The organism is Lentzea sp. NPDC051838, assembly GCF_040681245.1.
Taxonomy (GTDB): Bacteria; Actinomycetota; Actinomycetes; order Mycobacteriales; family Pseudonocardiaceae; genus Lentzea.
Genome location: NZ_JBFAYI010000013.1, coordinates 177,792 through 194,601 on the forward strand (window position 1 = coordinate 177,792; position 16,810 = coordinate 194,601).

Genomic DNA, 16,810 nt, shown 5'->3' on the forward strand with positions numbered 1-16,810 from the left:
AGGTAACAAAGGTGAACCCGAGCTTCGGCACCTACCAGCTCGCCGAGGAGCACGAGGCGCTGCGAGAGGCCGTCCGCTCGCTCGCCGAGAAGGAGATCAAGCCGTTCGCGGCCGAGGTCGACGAGAACGAACGCTTCCCGGTAGAGGCCCACAACGCGCTGGTAAAGGCAGGCTTCGCGGCCGTCCACGTGCCGGACGAGTACGACGGCCAGGGCGCGGACTCCGTGGCCACCTGCATCGTCATCGAGGAAGTGGCCCGCGTCTGCGCGTCCTCCTCGCTGATCCCGGCGGTCAACAAGCTCGGCACCATGCCGATCCTCCTGTCGGCCTCCGAAGAGCTGAAGCAACTCGTCATGCCGTCCATCGCCTCGGGCGAGGCCATGGCCTCCTACGCCCTGTCCGAGCGCGAGGCCGGCTCCGACACCGCCTCGATGCGCACGCGCGCGGTTCTCGACGGTTCGGACTGGGTGCTCAACGGCACCAAGTGCTGGATCACCAACGCCGGCGAGTCCACCTGGTACACGGTCATGGCCGTGACGGACCCCAACGCCGCCAAGAAGTCGGCCGGCATCTCCGCGTTCGTCGTGCACAAGGACGACCCGGGCTTCTCCGTTGGTCCCAAGGAGCGCAAGCTCGGCATCAAGGGCTCGCCGACCCGCGAGATCTACTTCGAGAACTGCACCATCCCCGCGAACCGGATCATCGGCGAGCCGGGCACGGGCCTGAAGACGGCTCTCCGGACCCTGGACCACACGCGTCCCACGATCGGCGCTCAGGCCGTCGGCATCGCGCAGGGGGCGTTGGAAGCCGCGGTGGCGTACGTCAAGGACCGCAAGCAGTTCGGCAAGTCCATTTCGGACTTCCAGGGCGTCCAGTTCATGCTCGCCGACATGGCCATGAAGATCGAGGCCGCCCGCCACATGGTCTACGTCGCCGCCGCCAAGGCAGAACGCGGCGAGCCGAACATCGGCTTCATCACCGCCGCCGCCAAGTGCTTCGCCTCGGACGTGGCCATGGAGGTCACCACCGACGCGGTGCAGCTGTTCGGCGGCGCGGGCTACACGCGCGACTTCCCGGTCGAGCGCATGATGCGCGACGCCAAGATCACCCAAATCTACGAGGGCACGAACCAGATTCAGCGCGTGGTCATGTCGCGCGCCGTCCTGAACGGCTGAGTTCGAGCTGGGGAGTCGGTCACTGCCGGCTCCTCAGTCGTTCTCTCGTTTCGTAGTACTGTCTCCAGACCGCAGGGTTGGCTTGCAAACTCTCGTGCAGCACCTTGGGGACGTCGTACAGCACGATCAACAGACTGCTGAGGATCTCGTGTTCAACCGCGATCCCTCCAGTCTTCCGATCGGGGTAGACCTCGTCGCCTACAGCCCGCAGCAGACTCAAGATTTCGCGGGTCTCATCTGGGCTCGGCAGTAGCCGGTCAAGTCCCTCGATCGTTCTGACCTGGAGGTGGGCGGCGATCCGCAGCAGTCGGCTGCGGGTCGTCTCGGTCCTGAAACCGTCCGGTGGAATGAGGCTGAGGTTGAACTCGTCGTTGCCAATGGCGACGATTCCGCGCACCTTTGCACTGTTCTGGATGTAGGCGTCGATCGAGTCGGCATCGATCTCGATATCGAGGTTGCCCTGCTTCACATTGTCCGAGTACTCGTCGGACAGCTCTGAAGCCGTTCTTCTGATCGCAGAGAACTGTTCGTCCGCCATCTCGAACAGTGCGCTCAGCCGGAACAGCCTGCGCTGCAACGACGTCGGGACTTCTTCGACCCGTTTGTAGCTGAGCTTGTGATGGACCGCGGCCCAGGCGTGCTGTGACATCGTCCGGACCTGGAGCTCCACCGAGATGTCGGCGTACTTGGCCCACTCCGGCCGTTGGCTCCGGCTGCCGATCCTGATCACGAGGTGATTGGACGAGTAGCCGAACTGGTCGGGTGCCAGCTCGTCCTGCTTGTTCATCGAGTGCTCTTTGCGCACCTCGAACTCGTCGCTCAACAGCTCGACGATCCGGTCGACGTCCTCGAGGTAGTACGCGATGATGCGCAGCCCAACGAGATCGGTCATGTCTGAGAGCGGGTCGGCGTACTTGCCCGCCTTGCGTTTGATCTTCTCGTCGAAGCTGTCTGGAGTCTTCACCCTGCCCTCGACCTGGAACACGTCGATCCCGGCGTGTTCCAGGATCTCGATCACCAGATCGCGGAGCTTCTTCTCGTAGAACTCATACGTCGGACGGATCTCGGCGTACTGGGCCTTCCAGTTCGGCGACGTCACTGCGGGCTCCCGATCTCGGCGGCGGTGCACGCACTTGATCGGGGCCCGCAGGCGCGGCATTACAGGCCGAGCCCCGGGGCATCCTCTTCGAGCGGAACGACAGTGCAGCCGCGCAGCTCGCGGATCAAGGCTGACGCAAGAACACGGCGAACCATCGGGTCGTCATAGGCGAAGTTCCCCGCGGTGACCGCCGACGGTGCCAGCACGCTCTGCCGGTAGAACGCGCCGCGCACACCCGCGATCGGATGCTCCCTGACGCGAACCGCCACAGCTCCGCGCCGCAACGCCGGACACATTCGCACCGCCATCGGAACGCACTGCAGACATACCGGTGGCTCCGTCGATGCCATTCCCTCCGGCCACGTGGGCCAGTCGTTGCTGTGATCCCGTTGCAGCCAAAGAACTCCATCGTCGTTCCGGTCGGCAGGTCCGCCGCAGACCTGACACAGCAACAGTTCCATCGCACGTCGTTGCCGCAACGGATGAACCTGAGCGAACTCGGGCCGTCCAACGCGGTGACGGAGAGCGGTCTGCTGCCACAGCACACCGTGCCGATCTCGGTCGCTCAGCAGTTCGTTGGCGAATCCGATGCTCTGATCCGGCCGCTCCACCAGCGCGCACGGCAGATCTTGCTCGGCACTCCACGCGGTGATGTACGGCGCGATGAGCACGCTCGACATGTCAGCCACCTGTTCTGTACAGAACTTGGAAGCCATAGTGAAGCGTATTTCTGTACAGAAAGGCAAGTCAGTCCTCGGACGTGAACTTGTACTCGAGCACGTAGGCCGCTGAGTCGAGAACCATCTCGTTGACCTCGACTGGCTGGTCATCGGCGGTGAACGCCGTGCGTACGATCAAGATCACCGGAGTGCCTTGAGCGAGGTCGAGGGCCTGGCGCTCGGCCTCTCGCGGCATGCGAGTACGCAGCTCTTCACGGAACTTCGTGGGTTCATGGCCCAGTTCCCTGAGTCGGGCGTAGGCGCCGCCCTCTCCGGTGTTGATCTCGGTGATCGGAGAGCCGGCCACAAGCGCTTCCGGGTAGTACGACGTCGCGAGTTGGACAGGTTTCTCGTCCACCACGTACCGGCGTCGCCGTGTCACGACACGGGCGCTTTCGTCGAGCTTGAGCACCTCGGCGACCGCGGCAGGCGGAAGCTCGACGTCGACCGTGACGCCCTCGGTTCGTGGCCGTGTGCCGACGTCGGTGCTCCAGATCGGGCGCCCTGCTCCCCAGGAAGTGTTGGCCTGCAGCCGGTCTGGGGACACGCGCCTGATCGGCTTGAACTCGCGCACGAACGTTCCCGAACCGCGTTTGGCGACGATCAGGCCCTCGTTCTTCAGCACGTCCAACGCCCGGCGAGCCGTTGGCTGCTCGACGCCGTACTGGCCCATGAGGTCGTTCTCACCAGGGATCCGGCTGCCGGGCGGAAGCGAGCCGGAGTCGATCTGCTGCCGGAGGTCGTTCGCGATGTCCCGATAGCCAACGCGCCCTGGCTGGGCGTTGTCGGTCATGAGCCATCTCCTCGGCGGGTCGCAGTTCTGTACAGCGACCAACGCTACCCCGCGCGAGGGAGTGGTTCTAAGCGGCCACGCAGGTGCCGAACGCTTCGCCGATCGCTCCCTTGGCCCCGAGCACGCACGGCGACTGCGGCGTGAGCGACTTGTCGGAGAGCTGCTGGGCGAACGCGAGGGCGACGTTCATCATGCGGGTCGGGCTGCCGCTGTCCACGGCCGCTTTCACCGCTGCGGCACGGGCTTGCTCTGTCGTGCAGCTGAGGTCGGTGCCGAACTTGTCGGCGCGCGGTAGCCAGAGGGCCTTGGAGCCGGCTGGGCACGGGGCGACCAGCCAGTGTGTGGCATCCGAGGCGGAGGCGGACGGGGCGGAGATCACGACGAAGCCCAGAGTCAGGGCCAGAGCAGCGAGAAGTCGTCCCATAGGGCCGAACCTATCCGCGCACTACGGCCCCTGGTGGGGGAACCGTGATCACAAGTGGTGACTACGCTCCGTCCAGTTTTGCGCGCACTTCAAGGGCGTCCTGGTGCCGGAGGCTCTCCAGCATGTCCAGGGCGCGGCGCCACGACGAGCGTGCCGACGCCAGCGAGCCGTGTGAGAAGTGGGCGTCGCCTAGGCGGTCGTGCAGGGCCGCGATCGAGTGACGGTCGCCGCCTTCCTCACGCAACGGAATCGCGCGCTCGTAGAGTGCCACGGCCTCGGCGAAGGAACCCAGGCGGTAAAAAGCGAAGCCGAGGCTGTCCAGGACGATGGCGATGCCCTGGGTGTCGTCGAGGCGTTCCATCACCTCCAGCGCGGCTTCGCAGTGGGGGACGGCCTCGAGGGCTCGGTCCATGGCGGCCAGCTTCTCGCCCAGGGCGTTCAGGGCGCGGGCTTCGGCGTATTCGTTGCCGCAGAGGCGGTACAGCGACAGCGCGCGCTCGTACCTGATCAGGGCGTCGGTGTCTTTGCCGCGGCGGGACAGCAGCCAGGCGAAGTTCATCTGGGCGTGGCCCTCGGAGATCTCGTCGCCCAGGGAAGCGAACATGGTGATCGCGCGCTCGTAGTGGTGGTCGGCGAGTGGGCTGTCCATGTAGCCGTAGACGCCGGCGAGGTGGCGGTGCGCCATCGCCTGCATTGACAACGACTCCAATCGCACGCCGGCGGCCAGGGCTGCCGAGTGCAACGGCAGAGCCTCGTCCCACAGGCCGCGGTAGTTGAAGAACGACGCCAAAGCGCGGGCCAGCTGCCAGATGTGAATGTCCGAAGTGGACGACAGCGCAAGAGCGACCAGCACTTGGCGTTCGGCGTCGAACCACGACCAGGCCTGGCGCAACGAAGACAGGGCGACGGGAGGAGCGGAAGGCGCCGGAAGAGAAAAGGGACCTCTGTTGGGCTGCAACAACATTGCGGCATCGCGAGCGGTGTGCAGGTAGTGGTCGGCCAGTCGCAGGGAATCAGGCGGAGCCAGCTCGGCGGCGTACTCGCGGACCAGGTCGTGCATCGCGTACCGGCCAGGCGAGGACAAGAACAGCAGCGACGCCTCGACGAGTTCGTCCAGCAACGCCAACACGTCCGAGCCCGCCAGAGCAGCCGCGGCCGGAGCGGCGAAGGACGGCCCGGGATGCAGGCCCAGCAAGGCGAACAGCCGACGCGCCGAAGGAGACAACGCGCCGAGCGACCACGAGAAGACCGAGCGGACGTCAGCGCGAGGATCACCAGCGGACAAGGAATCCAGGCCAGTGCAAACGGCATCGGAACGGGCCGCGGCGATCGCGAGCGCCAACGGCAACCCAGCGCAAGCGGAAACGATGCCTGGCCGAGAGTCGACAGGAACCCCGCGACCATCGAGCAACAGATCTGCCTCGACCGAGGACAACACGTCCAGCGCCACGGAAACAGCACCCTCGACCGCAACGAGACCGGTCAACGCGACACGGCTCGTGACCACGACCTGACAACCAGAAGAGCCGGGCAGCAACGGCCGCACGTGCTCGGCGTCCAAAGCGTTGTCCAGCACGATCAGCATCCGCTTGTCCGCCACCAGACTGCGGAAACGCGCGGAACGAGCCGCGAGACCGGAAGGAATCGACGAAGCGGGCACGCCCAGAGCGTCCAGAAAGCCGTGCAGCGCCTCCAAAGCCGACATCGGCCCGAGCGGATCGAAGCCGCGCAGGTTCACGTACAGCTGCCCGTCAGCGAAACGAGCACGCATCCGGTGCGCCCACTCCACCGCCAACGTCGTCTTGCCCACGCCCGCAACGCCGGACACCACCACGAGCGGCCCGGAGAACGACGACAACGAAGCCTCGCGCGCCACGAACGACGTCAACCGCAACGGCAGTTGGGCCGGCACCGAGCGCGGCGGCTCGGCGCGCAACAGTCGGCGATGTGCCTCCAGCAGCTCAGGACCGGGCGAGATGCCGAGCTCGTCGGCGAGACGCCTTCGCACCGAGTCGAACACCGCCAAAGCCTCCGCCTGCAGATCCGCGCCGAAGAGCGCGCTGATCAGCCGCGCGTGCAACGGCTCGTGCAGCGGGTTCTCGGCAGCCAAAGCCCGCAGCCAAGCCAATGCCTCCACCGGCCGATCCACGGCGTAGGACAGCAACGCTTCGATTCGTTCGACATCCAATGCGGTGGCCAGAGGATGCTCGCGCAGCTCGTCCACGTCAGCGAGAACCGGCCCGCGCCACAACGACAACGCCTCACCCAGCAACGACGAGTCCTGTGCCAGCTCGCGGAACGCAAGAAGATCCAACTGCGAAGAGGGCAGGCACAACCGGTAGCCACCAGGCACCAGGTCCAGCGGCACCATCGACCGCAACCGGGACACGTGAACCTGCAACGAAGATCCGACCAGAGCGGAAAGTTCTTCCACTGCAACAGGCATGCCAACCGACAAAGCCAACCGGCCGAGCAGCAACCGCCGTTTGCCGCGCCCCACACCGGTTTCCATCTGTCCACGATGGATCGTCAACGGTCCGAGCACGGACAACCGCACCGCGCCGTCGGCGACGACCAGCCGCGGCCCCGAAACGGCAGCGGCCGCGCGCAGCTCGTCGGCCGCTGCGCCGGTCAGCCCCAGCGCGTCGATCAGCGCCCGCACGGATCGCGGGTGCGGCCGGCGGGACCGGCCCTGTTCCAGGTCGCGGACGGCGGCGACGCTCATGCCCGCGCGGTCGGCGAGCTCGCGCTGGCTCACCGACGCCTCGTGCCGTCTCAAGCGCAACAGCGAGTGGAAGGCGTCCACGCGCGGCACGGTAGTACGGGTTTGCTACGGGCAAGGGCCTTTTCGCGAGGAAGGACAGGCTGCTCCCGTCAACACAGAGGGAGGCACCTTGCGGGCGAGAGCACTGGCGGTGCTCGGAACCGTCGCGCTGATCTTCGGCGCGGCGGCCCCGGCGCAGGCCTACACGCAGGAGGTGGTCGGTCAGTACACCGAGCCACCGCAGTTCAACTACATCAAGAACATCGGGTCGCCGCTCAACAGTCAGCTGGTCGCGTACGTGACCATCGGCAGCACGGAGTACCGCATCAAGATGCGGGCCGGCAGCGGCGACGGCACCAAGAACGAGTGCACGAACGACCACGGCTGGCTGCCGGACGGGGTGTACAGCAACACCGACTCCGACAGCAACAGCTACTTCAAGCACTGGAACAAGACCGGTGGCAACCAGGTCGTCACGGGTTGGGTCTGGGAGCTCGGCAACAAGAAGACCCGCTGCGGCAACATGCGGACCGAGCTCTTCATCCACTCGCAGGGCACCAGCGGCTGGAGCGACTCGAACTACCGCTCGGCGGGTTGCATCAAGATCAACCAGACCGATCGCACGTTCCTGCACAACCAGTTCGCTCGGTCCTACCAGCCCACCAAGGGCTACCTGAGCGTCTGGGGCAGTGGCGGCACGTGATGAAGCGCCTTGCAGCGGCACTCCTGCTGCTCGCGCTGACCGCCTGCGGCGCACAGGACGACCCTGTGCGCCGGCAGGTGCTCAAGCACGAGGAGCTCATCGCGGACTGCATGCACCGCAACGGTTTCGAGTACATCGCCGCGGTGCCGGTCGACCTCGCGGTCCAGGAGGCGCGACGGTCCGGCAAGGATCTCGACACGGCCATCGCCGAACGCCCCGAGGACCCGAACGACGCCGTGCTGGCGAACCTGAGCGAAGAACGCCAGAACGCCTGGGGCGATGCCTTGTACGGCACCGAAACCACACCTGGCTGCTACAACGAGACCTACAAGAGCGCGTGGGGCAGGGACATGCGGGAGCTGTCGGACAAAGGCGATCAGATCGTCGCCAAGGTCCAGGCCGACCCGAACGTCCAGAAGGCACTCAAGACGTACGTGGACTGCATGCGCGGCAACGGTTTCCGCGTGAGCAGCCCGGACAGCATCTACGAGCTCGGTGAGAAGGCGCAGAAGTCGCACGACGAGTGCGTCAAGCCGTACGACACCGCCTACGACAAGGCGTATCTCAAGTACGGCAGGTGAAGCCCGTCGAGGCCGTCCCGGGGGCGGCCTCGACGAGTCTCACAGCGTGGCCAGGACCTCGCTCAACCTCTCGTAGGAACGCCCGGCCCCGTCCGACATCCCGGTCGCCAGCACCGCGTCCCTGGCCTCCTGCGACACCAGCCGCATCGTCGTGGTCATCGTGGTCTGCCCGTCGGCTTCGACGAACTCCACCACGGTCACGGCGGGCGGGTTGTCCTCGAAGTGCTCGGTGTTCACGAGGCGCGAGTGCGGCGTGACCTCGGTGTACTCGCCGTACATCTCGAACGCCTGCGAACCGTCCGGCTGCGCCCACCCGTAGCGCCACTTGCCGCCGACGCGCAGGTCGACCTCGCAGATCGGCATCTCCCAGCCGTCGGGGCCGAGCAGCCAGCGGCGAAGCAGTGCCGGATCGGTGAAAGCCTTCCACACCAACGAAGCGGGCGCGTCGAACGTGCGGGACATCGCGATCTCGGTGTCGGACGGCAGCGTCACGGTGGTGCCGAACTTGACTGTGGTCATTGGTCCTTCTCCTTCATCTCGGTCAAGAGTGCATCCAGGCGGGCGTAGCTCGCATCCCAGAAGCGGCGGTAGTTCTCAGCCCACACAGCGACCTCCTTCAACGGCGTCGCGTCGAGCTGGCAGGGGCGCCACTGGGCCTCCCTGCCACGCGTGATCAGGCCTGCCTTCTCCAGCACGCGCAGGTGCTTGGAGATCGCCGGGCCGCTGATGTCGAACGGCTCGGAGAGCTCCTTCACCGTCGCGGGGCCCTCGGTGAGCCGCGCGAGGATCGCCCGGCGGGTCGGGTCCGCGAGTGCGGCGAAGGTGGCGCTCAGCTGGTCCATCTCGTACCTAACCACTTGGTTATCTAACCGTTGGGTTAAGTACAGCCATGCGCCGACGCCCTGTCAACCCCCAACTTCAAGATCAACCAACTGGATAGCGCTTTCCGATCCTGCACATTTAACGCAGAAATGACCCGGACGGACCGATTTCTGGAGCACATGGAATGTGAGTTCTGCTGAACAGAGCAACTTCAATTCATCTGCTGGACACCAGGTCAGAGGCATCGCTACGTTCGCCAAGCCGCAAGTTAACCTCGTTTAGTGGGGTATTTCGAATGAGAGCGAAAAGAACTGTTTCGTTAGCGTTTGGATTCGTGCTGGCTGCTTCCGTGTTCGTGCCGACCGCGCAGGCGGCACCGAACGGCAGCTCAGCCAGCCTGGCCAGAACCTCCGACAACAAGATCCAGACGGCCGCCGCAGCCGACTCGTACTGGACTCCGGAGCGCATGGCCGCAGCGATCCCGGCGACTGGCCCTGCCACGGTCAAGGCGACGTCCGCACCCCAGCCCTCGGGTCGTGCGGGCAGCATCGACGGTGCCGCGCCGTCGGTGAAGGTCCAGACCGAGCAGGCGCAAGGCATCGGGACGATGCTCAACGAGTCGCAGACGGTCGGCAAGGTGTACTTCACCAACCCGGCCAACGGCCTGAACTACGTGTGCTCGGGCGCGACTGTCAACAGTGGCAAGAAGAAGCTGGTCCAGACGGCGGGGCACTGCGTGCACGGCGGTGCCGGTGGCCGGTGGATGACCAACTGGGTGTTCGTCCCGCGCTACCGCAACGGCGCTAGGCCGTTCGGCACGTGGTACGCGTACCAGCTCACCTCGCGGACTGCCTGGATCAACTCCAGCAGCAGCGACGAGGACATGGGCATCGTCATCATGCAGACCAACGGTGGCACGTCGATCGTGAACGCCGTGGGTGGCAACGGTCTGCGCTGGAACTGGGGCTACTCGGTGGCTGTCACGATCCTCGGTTACCCCGCGGGTCCGCCGTTCACCGGTGAGCTGCAGTACTTCTGCCAGGGCACGACCTGGAACGGTCACGGCCAGCAGGTTCGCGCCTGGTGCAACATGACCGGCGGGTCGAGCGGTGGACCGTGGTTGCAGGAGTACAACGACCAGAACGGTCTCGGCTACATCAACAGCGTCGTCAGCCACCGGCACAGCGACGCGAGCCAGATGGACGGCCCGTACTTCGACAACGACATCAAGAGCCTCTACGACTTCGCGGAGTCGCTGTCCCCGTGATGTCGAATTTCCGTTGGCCGGGCACGGAGATCCCGTGTCCGGCCTTCGGGCAACCCAGGAGACCCCGTGTTCCGTCCTGAACACATGAGCTACCGAGTTCTCGCCGCCGTCATCGCCGTAGCCCTGCTGGCCACCGGATGCGGCAACAGGTCCGGAGGCAGTGCCGGCCAGGGGAGTGGTGACGTGCAGGGAAAAGTGTTCACGTCCACGTCCGTCACCGAACAGGGCACACCGCGTGCCATGGTCGAGGGCACGAGGGTGGAGTTGAGATTCACCGACGACGGCCGCCTGCTCGCCAATGCCGGCTGCAACCAGATGCAGGGCCCGGTCACGCTGGACGGTGGCAAGCTCCAGGTCACCGACCTCAGCAGCACGGCGATGGGCTGTCCGAGTCCCGATCTGCACAAGCAGGACGCCTGGCTGTCCAAGCTGCTCAGCGCGGGCCCGTCCTGGAAGATGGACGGCTCGAACCTCGTGATCACCGGTTCTGGTGCCGAGATCGTGCTCAGCGCGGAAGCGCCGGCGAAGCTCGAAGGCGGCACGTGGAAGCTGGAAAGCCTCGTCCAGGCCGATGCCGTGTCGTCGGTCCCCGGCCGCGTGCCGGCCACGCTGAAGTTCGCGGACGGCAAGGTCTCGGTCTTCACCGGGTGCAACGACGGATCGGCTTCGTACAAAGTGGACGGTCAGACCATCACGTTCGATTCCTTGGTGCACACCGACAAGGCGTGTGGCGCGGATGAGACCGCTGCGGAGAAGGCGGTGGTGGCCGCGCTGAGCGGCCAGGCCACCTACAAGATCGACCGCAGCACGCTGACCCTCACGAACGCCAAGGGCGAAGGCGTGCAGTTCAAGAAGTAGGCGCCAGGCCGGGTTGCGGACCTCGCCCGCGACCCGGCCTGAGCGTCGATCAGAAGATGCCGCGTTTTCGCGCGTCCTCGACCCGTCGGGCCTGGATCCGCTCGAAGCGCTTGCCTTCCTTCTCACTGATCGGAACGGCATGGAGGTACTCGCGCCCGGATTCGATGCGGTACAGCAGATCGGTCCACTCCCACCGAAGCCTGGTGGAGAAGACCTCGTCGTGCTCGCCGCCGGTGCGCACGACGACGTACGGCTCATCCACGGTGTCGTCGACACCGACGAGCGCGAAGTACCTGTGCATCGAACCTCCCTACGGCCGGTACGGGAACTGCGGGATCAGCTGCGCCCACTCGGGGAACGGCACGTCGCCGAAGATCAGCGCGGCCTGCGCCTTGGCGAACGCGGCTTCCAGCGGATCCACGCCGGGCACCCGGTGCAGTTCGTACCACGGGTGCTCGAACTCCTTCGCCCGCAGGCTGTGCTCCGTGTGGAACTGGAACTCGAAGAGCTGCCCCGAGTCCGGGTCGCGCCACGTGCTGTTCACGCCGCGGTACCTGTCCTCGTTCCGGTACTCGTACCAGTAGTTGTTGACCTCGATCTTCTCGAACCCCGCGTCCTCCAGCTTCTCGATCCCCTTCATGACACCGGCGTAGTAGGCGGCGTCGTCGACGACCATCGTGTACCGGACCGCGTCGCCGATGCCCGCGAGCAGCCGGTCGACGTCCGGGGTGGCGTTCAGCTTGCTGTAGACCTTGCGTTTCAGCGAGTCAGGGCTCTTGAGGCTGTGCTCCAAGCCCATCAGCCGGGCGCTCGGGAACTGCGGCCGGAGGTCGTCGACGAGGTCGTCCACGACAGCCGTGATCTCGTGCTCCGCCGCTTTCGCCTTGGCGAGGAAGCGATCGGCCGCCTCGTTCTGCGCTTTGGTCAGCTTGAGCGTCTGGCCGTACTCCTCCAACACCCATTCCCCGTTGACGATCTTGCCCTCGGGCTTGGTCAGTCGCTCGGGTGGAGGAACCCGTTCCAGCTGCTCGAACTTGAACGCCGCGTTCTTGAGCTTGGCCACACCGTTCTCGAGCGTGATCTCGAGCTCGACGTCGGGTGACTTCCGCTCGATGCGGGCGATCGCGCCCTCCATCCGGGCGAGGTCGCCCTCGGCCCGCATGGTCAGCGAGTCGAACCGGTAGAGCGTGCCGTCGATTCCCACGACCGCGCCGTCGAGCTTGGCGATGCCGCCCTCGATCCGCACGGAGAGGTTGAGGACCTCGGCCATGTTGCCGGGCAGCTTGACCGGCAGCGCGATGTCCTCCGCGAGCTTCACGACGAAGCTGCCGAACCGGCCGACGCCACCCGCGATCCTGGTCGTCGCCTTGGTGACTGCCGATCCCACGGCGCCCAACGCCTTGCCCAGCAGGCCGCCGCTACCGCCGATCGGTGCGGTGACGGCGATTCCGAAGACGTCGAAAGCGGTGAGCCCGAACGCCTTGCCGGGGTTCTCGTGCCAGACGTCGAGGTGGACCAGCTTGTACGGGTTGTCCCAGACGTCCTTGATCCCCGCCCAGATCTCGCCGCAGGCCGTCGAGTTCGAACCGGTGACGCCCTGCACGCCGCACTCGGCGAGCTTGACGATGCCGTTCCAGGTGTTCACCGCGCCTTCGATGAAGCCCTTCCCCGCCTCGAGCGTGAAGTCGCGGATCTTCTTCATGCCCTCCGCGCCACGGCGGCAGGACGCCTCGTCGCCGCCCTGGCACAGGATGATGTCCCTGGCGAGGTCCTTCGCCCCGTCGATGCCCTGGCCGACCTTCTCGGCGATCTTGCGCTCCAACGCGGCGCAGTCCCCGGTGAACCGTCCCGCCATGCAGCTGATGAAGCCCGTGAGTCCGCGCGTGAACTCGGCGTTGAGCTCGTCCTGCTTGCGCTTGGCCTGCTCGAGCGCCCTGCGCTGCGCCTCCTCCGCCCTGGCCCTCGCGTCCTGGATCTGGTCGAGGGCCTGGCCGACCTCGCTCGCGAACGTGTGGATCGCCGCCGTCGCCTGCGTCGCCCACTTGAGGACGGACTCGGCTGCGGCCGCGGCCTGACCCGCTGCCTGCGCGGCACCGGACGCGATCGCCGCGGAGTTGCCCGCGCGAACGGCGTCCGACCGCGCCGATGACGCGTGCTGTGCCGCCGTCGAGGCAGCCTTGTGCGCACCGGCGGCGTTCTGCGACGCCTGGTTCGCCGCGGTGTCGGCGCTCACCGCGTACTGCGCGGCCAGCTTCGCCGACTCCGCGGCACGGGCGGCCGCCTCGTAGGCGAGCTTGGTGTCACCGATGGCTCGGGTGGCGGCTTCCTGGGCCTGGGTCGCCGCCCGCGCCGCCTCCTCCGCCTTCTCCCGCGCGGAACGGGACTGCTCCTCGCCGATGGTCAACGCCTTGGCTGCGGTTTCCAGCGCTCTGCGGGCGTCGCCGTTGATTCCCGCGTACGGCCGCGTGACCACCTCGGCGGCACGGGCCGGATCGATGATCAACGACGCGGACGCGGCCGCCGCCGAGGAAGCCCTGTCGGCGATCGTCGACTGCCACACCGCCGAGTTCGCCTCGGCTACCGCGGCGTTGGCCTCGTACCGGGTCTGGTCGGCCGACGCCTGCGTGGCGATCGCGACGTTGGACGCTTCCAGCGCGAGCCGGTTCGCCTCGTCGGAAGCCCGGCGTGCGGTCACGGCCTCCTTGTCTGCTCTAGAGGCAGCCGCACGGGCTGTGCGTGCATCCACCGCGGCGCGTTGTGCCTCCGCGTTCGCTGCGGACGCCGCGGCGCCGGCACGCCCGGCCCAGGCCTCCGCCGCGTTGGCTTCGGAACGTGCTCTGCCCGCGGCCTCGGCGATGTCCTTCGTGGCCTCGTCGGCGTTGCGGCCCTCCCGGATGGCCTCTTCGCGCGCCTTCTTCAGCTGGGCCTCGACCCGTTCGGCATAGCTGGACTTGAAGATCTTGATCTTGATGACCACGTCGAGCTCCGTGCCGGTGTCCCGGACGGCCTTGATCGCGTCGTCTTCCTTCTTCTTCGCCTCGAACGCGTCGTTCTGCGCTTTGACCGCCGCGTGTGCCTTGGCGACTGCGTTCGAGGCCGCGGCCTGGGCGTTGAGGCGGTGGTTGCGGGCGTTGACGGCGTGCTGGCGTGCGCTCGCCGCCGCGTTCTGGGCGATGGTCCTCTGCTGGGCGGCACGATCACGTGAGGCGACCGCGATGTCCTGCTGTTTGCGCGCTGCCTCGGCCAGGCTTGCTGCTTGCGCTGCTTGGCGTTCGGCTTCCGCGCGGTACTTCCTGGCGTTCTCGGCGTGTTCCTGCGCACCGGCGTTCGCGTCCAGCGCGCGGGAGTCGGCGAGCGTCGCCTCGATGGCGTGCTGGGCGGTTTCGGCGGCCTTGGCGGCTGCTTCCACCGCGCCGCCGATGCCGATGGTGACCTTCGCCCAGTCGAGGCCGTTGGTCATGCCGGTGTTGATCAGCCGCACGGCCGCGTTCTGAGCCTGTGCCGTGGCTTCAGCAGCGCTGACCGACGCGCGGTTGCCGGTGTCGGCGTAGCGGGTCGCCTCGGCGCGCAGGGCGTCGATGTCGGCGTCGCGGCCCTTGTGGCCCTGTGCCCTTCCCGGCTTGTCCTCCTGCAGGATCTGGTCGGCGCGGTGGGCGGCCCTGGCGGCCATGGTCATGGCCATCGTGCCGTCGTCCAACGCCTTGACGGACTTGATGTTGGCGCGCACGATCTCCGCCCGCGCGCTCGCGGCCTCCTCGCTGCGACGGGCCAGCGCGGTGAGGTCGGTGATCGCCTTGTTGCGGTCGATCAACGCCTGCTCGATCGTTGCCTGGAAGTCGTGGTCGCGCTTGTTCGCCTCGGCGTAGCCAGTGAGGTAGAACTCGCGGATCAGGGCGTAGTCGCCGCGGGCGAGCAACGCCTCGCCCTCGATCTTCACCTGCGGGCCGCCGTGCTCGACCATGTCGCGGACGCGGGCGATGATGCGTTCCTGCTCCGCCTTGTCGTCCTCGGCCTGTTGCTTGTCCTGCTTCAGCGCGATCTCGTAGCCGTAGGCCACGAAGTCCCTGATCGCCTGGTCGCCGGCGGTCAACGCGGCTTGGGCGCCCGCCTTGACGTTCGGGCCGCCGGTGCGGGCCCATTCCTCGACCTTGCGGCGGTTCTCCGCGGCCTCGGCGCGCTTGCGCTCGGCCGCCTTGGCGCGGGCCTCGGTCTCGCCGTGGTCGAGGAACCAGATCAGTTTCTCTTTGGTGCCAACGGCAAGTGCTGCGATGGCGGCGTCGCGGACCTCGACGTCCTCCGCGTGTTCGGCGATGTCCTGTACGAGCTGCCGGTAGAACTCGTACTCCTCGTCCACCGGCTCGCTCGCCGTGGACTGGAACACCGGTGCGGGCTGGTGTGGCGCTGCGATCGCGGGCAGGTTCCCGCCCGTCAACGACAACAGCAGCGTGATGATGACGGCCGTGATCGACCGGCGCCGCAACGTGGCGGCGCCGGGATGTCTGCGCTTCATGTTTTAGTCGTCCCCCTGGTCACGGTCGATCGCCGCTTGGGCGTTCGAACGTGCTTGTGCGGCAATGGATCGCCACGAGTTGGCCTGCTGCGAAGCCCACTCGGCCTCGTCCGCCCAGGAGTGGTTGCCCTGGTCGGCCCGAGCGAGCACAGCTGCCCAGTCCTGTTCCGTCTGCGCCGCGCGTGCGTGTGCCGCGACCGACGCCCAGCTCGACGCCTGCCTGTCCGCCTTGGCCTTCTCGGCGTTCCAGTCCACCGAGGACTGACTGGCCTGGCTCTCGATCTCGCGCCACGCCGCGATCGCGTCGGCACGGGCCTTGCGGGCGAGCTCGCCGCTCGACTCGCGTTCGGCCTTCTCCGCGGCCAGCGCCGCCTCGGTCAGCGTGCGGATCTTGCTGTGCCAGATGTCGTTCTGGTCGGAGGTCGTGCGGCGGAACGCCTCGGTGTCGAGGTCGGCACCGATTCCCCAGTAGTACTTGAAGAACAACCCGATCGAGGTCTCGTCGCCCACGGACAACGCGCGGTTCGCCGCCGCGCGGACCTGGACGCCGGGATCATCAGCGGCGAGAACGGCCACGTAGTCGCGGTCCTCCTGCGCCATCCGGGCGAGTTTCTCCTCGTACTTGTTGTTGTTCAGGCGATCCAGTTCCTGGGCCCGAGCATGTCCACTTTGGACGTACTCGGCCTGCGCGGCGGAGGTGCTCGTGAGCGCCACCGCGGAGGTGGCGCGTACCGCGCTGCCCGGCAACGAGAAGTCGTTGACGCGCTTGATGTATTTGTAATTTCGATCGATTCGCTGGGCTGCTCTCGCTTTGGCATTCGGATATCCGATGGCCAGGAAGTCGACCAGAGCGGCCTCGCCCGCGCTGCTGCGCAACGCGTTCCAGGCCTCCGCCCTGACTTCCGGCATCGCGTCCCGCAATGCCAGTCTCATGACGAAGTCGCGGCGGAACGAGGCCAGTTCGACCTGGTCAGCGGCTGTCTTCGTGTCGGCGAGGGCAGCGGGAGCCGTGGTCGTGAGGACCGCTCCCACCGTGAGCGCGGCAGCCAGAACCGCGAGCCTGAGCGCCATTTACTTCCCCCAGTACCCCAGTAA

General features: G+C 66.7%; 15 protein-coding genes. 5 read left to right on the top strand and 10 right to left on the bottom strand.

Going from position 1 to position 16,810, the window contains the following annotated elements; translation table 11 throughout:
• Positions 1-11: 11 nt before the first annotated feature.
• Positions 12-1,175 carry an acyl-CoA dehydrogenase gene (locus tag AB0M24_RS26765; RefSeq protein ID WP_363773315.1) on the top strand — a complete coding sequence of 388 codons (1,164 nt, stop codon included), beginning with the start codon at positions 12-14 and terminating at the stop codon, positions 1,173-1,175.
• A gap of 19 nt (positions 1,176-1,194) precedes the next feature.
• Here the strand turns inward: AB0M24_RS26765 and AB0M24_RS26770 are convergent, their stop codons facing one another.
• The 5 genes from AB0M24_RS26770 to AB0M24_RS26790 all read right to left on the bottom strand — a co-directional run bounded on the left by AB0M24_RS26770 (position 1,195) and on the right by AB0M24_RS26790 (position 7,016).
• Positions 1,195-2,193: a hypothetical protein gene (locus AB0M24_RS26770; RefSeq protein ID WP_363773318.1), complete on the bottom strand. Its 999-nt coding sequence runs from the start codon at positions 2,191-2,193 to the stop codon at positions 1,195-1,197.
• Positions 2,194-2,333: 140 nt separating this feature from the next.
• Complete coding sequence (locus AB0M24_RS26775; RefSeq protein WP_363773321.1) at positions 2,334-2,954, bottom strand: hypothetical protein; 621 nt, start codon at positions 2,952-2,954, stop codon at positions 2,334-2,336.
• A gap of 67 nt (positions 2,955-3,021) precedes the next feature.
• Complete coding sequence (locus tag AB0M24_RS26780; RefSeq protein WP_363773324.1) at positions 3,022-3,786, bottom strand: GntR family transcriptional regulator; 765 nt, start codon at positions 3,784-3,786, stop codon at positions 3,022-3,024.
• A gap of 67 nt (positions 3,787-3,853) precedes the next feature.
• Positions 3,854-4,210, bottom strand: a complete 357-nt coding sequence (locus tag AB0M24_RS26785; protein ID WP_363773327.1) for a hypothetical protein — start codon at positions 4,208-4,210, stop codon at positions 3,854-3,856.
• 61 nt (positions 4,211-4,271) lie between these two features.
• Positions 4,272-7,016, bottom strand: a complete 2,745-nt coding sequence (locus AB0M24_RS26790; RefSeq protein ID WP_363773330.1) for a tetratricopeptide repeat protein — start codon at positions 7,014-7,016, stop codon at positions 4,272-4,274.
• An 88-nt stretch (positions 7,017-7,104) separates the two neighbouring features.
• Here AB0M24_RS26790 and AB0M24_RS26795 point away from each other — a divergent pair, with 88 nt between their 5' ends.
• Together AB0M24_RS26795 and AB0M24_RS26800 are read left to right on the top strand one after the other, a co-directional pair.
• Positions 7,105-7,677, top strand: a complete 573-nt coding sequence (locus AB0M24_RS26795) for a hypothetical protein (protein ID WP_363773333.1) — start codon at positions 7,105-7,107, stop codon at positions 7,675-7,677.
• Positions 7,677-8,258 (top strand): hypothetical protein, encoded by a 582-nt coding sequence (locus tag AB0M24_RS26800; protein ID WP_363773336.1) that lies wholly within the window; start codon positions 7,677-7,679, stop codon positions 8,256-8,258. Before AB0M24_RS26795 ends, AB0M24_RS26800 begins: the two co-directional genes overlap by 1 nt.
• 39 nt (positions 8,259-8,297) lie before the next feature.
• On the opposite strand, the gene AB0M24_RS26805 is transcribed toward AB0M24_RS26800, so the two are convergent.
• Entirely contained in the window at positions 8,298-8,777 is a 480-nt protein-coding gene (locus tag AB0M24_RS26805) for an SRPBCC family protein (protein ID WP_363773338.1), read from the bottom strand.
• Positions 8,774-9,100 carry a metalloregulator ArsR/SmtB family transcription factor gene (locus tag AB0M24_RS26810; protein ID WP_363773447.1) on the bottom strand — a complete coding sequence of 109 codons (327 nt, stop codon included), beginning with the start codon at positions 9,098-9,100 and terminating at the stop codon, positions 8,774-8,776. The genes AB0M24_RS26805 and AB0M24_RS26810 overlap by 4 nt, the downstream gene beginning before the upstream one ends.
• Positions 9,101-9,414: 314 nt before the next feature.
• Here AB0M24_RS26810 and AB0M24_RS26815 point away from each other — a divergent pair, with 314 nt between their 5' ends.
• Positions 9,415-10,347 (top strand): peptidase, encoded by a 933-nt coding sequence (locus tag AB0M24_RS26815; RefSeq protein WP_363773341.1) that lies wholly within the window; start codon positions 9,415-9,417, stop codon positions 10,345-10,347.
• An 84-nt stretch (positions 10,348-10,431) separates the two neighbouring features.
• On the top strand, positions 10,432-11,205 hold the full coding sequence (locus tag AB0M24_RS26820) for an META domain-containing protein (RefSeq protein WP_363773344.1): 774 nt from the start codon (positions 10,432-10,434) through the stop codon (positions 11,203-11,205).
• Between the two features lie 49 nt (positions 11,206-11,254).
• Here the strand turns inward: AB0M24_RS26820 and AB0M24_RS26825 are convergent, their stop codons facing one another.
• The 3 genes from AB0M24_RS26825 to AB0M24_RS26835 are packed head-to-tail and all read right to left on the bottom strand — an operon-like array spanning position 11,255 to position 16,786.
• Positions 11,255-11,506 carry a hypothetical protein gene (locus tag AB0M24_RS26825; RefSeq protein WP_363773347.1) on the bottom strand — a complete coding sequence of 84 codons (252 nt, stop codon included), beginning with the start codon at positions 11,504-11,506 and terminating at the stop codon, positions 11,255-11,257.
• A 9-nt stretch (positions 11,507-11,515) separates the two neighbouring features.
• The gene (locus AB0M24_RS26830) at positions 11,516-15,715 is read right to left on the bottom strand and encodes a hypothetical protein (RefSeq protein WP_363773350.1); all 4,200 of its coding nucleotides are present in this window, start codon (positions 15,713-15,715) and stop codon (positions 11,516-11,518) included.
• A gap of 3 nt (positions 15,716-15,718) precedes the next feature.
• Complete coding sequence (locus AB0M24_RS26835; protein WP_363773353.1) at positions 15,719-16,786, bottom strand: hypothetical protein; 1,068 nt, start codon at positions 16,784-16,786, stop codon at positions 15,719-15,721.
• Between the last annotated feature and the right edge of the window lie 24 nt (positions 16,787-16,810).

Excerpts from the sequence above, each read along its gene's own strand:
- AB0M24_RS26775 (WP_363773321.1), bottom strand. The coding sequence starts at position 2,954 with ATGTCGAGCGTGCTCATCGCGCCGTACATCACCGCGTGGAGTGCCGAG.
- AB0M24_RS26780 (WP_363773324.1), bottom strand. The coding sequence starts at position 3,786 with ATGACCGACAACGCCCAGCCAGGGCGCGTTGGCTATCGGGACATCGCG.
- AB0M24_RS26785 (WP_363773327.1), bottom strand. The coding sequence starts at position 4,210 with ATGGGACGACTTCTCGCTGCTCTGGCCCTGACTCTGGGCTTCGTCGTG.
- AB0M24_RS26800 (WP_363773336.1), top strand. The coding sequence starts at position 7,677 with ATGAAGCGCCTTGCAGCGGCACTCCTGCTGCTCGCGCTGACCGCCTGC.
- AB0M24_RS26805 (WP_363773338.1), bottom strand. The coding sequence starts at position 8,777 with ATGACCACAGTCAAGTTCGGCACCACCGTGACGCTGCCGTCCGACACC.
- AB0M24_RS26810 (WP_363773447.1), bottom strand. The coding sequence starts at position 9,100 with ATGGACCAGCTGAGCGCCACCTTCGCCGCACTCGCGGACCCGACCCGC.
- AB0M24_RS26820 (WP_363773344.1), top strand. The coding sequence starts at position 10,432 with ATGAGCTACCGAGTTCTCGCCGCCGTCATCGCCGTAGCCCTGCTGGCC.
- AB0M24_RS26825 (WP_363773347.1), bottom strand. The coding sequence starts at position 11,506 with ATGCACAGGTACTTCGCGCTCGTCGGTGTCGACGACACCGTGGATGAG.
- AB0M24_RS26830 (WP_363773350.1), bottom strand. The coding sequence starts at position 15,715 with ATGAAGCGCAGACATCCCGGCGCCGCCACGTTGCGGCGCCGGTCGATC.
- AB0M24_RS26835 (WP_363773353.1), bottom strand. The coding sequence starts at position 16,786 with ATGGCGCTCAGGCTCGCGGTTCTGGCTGCCGCGCTCACGGTGGGAGCG.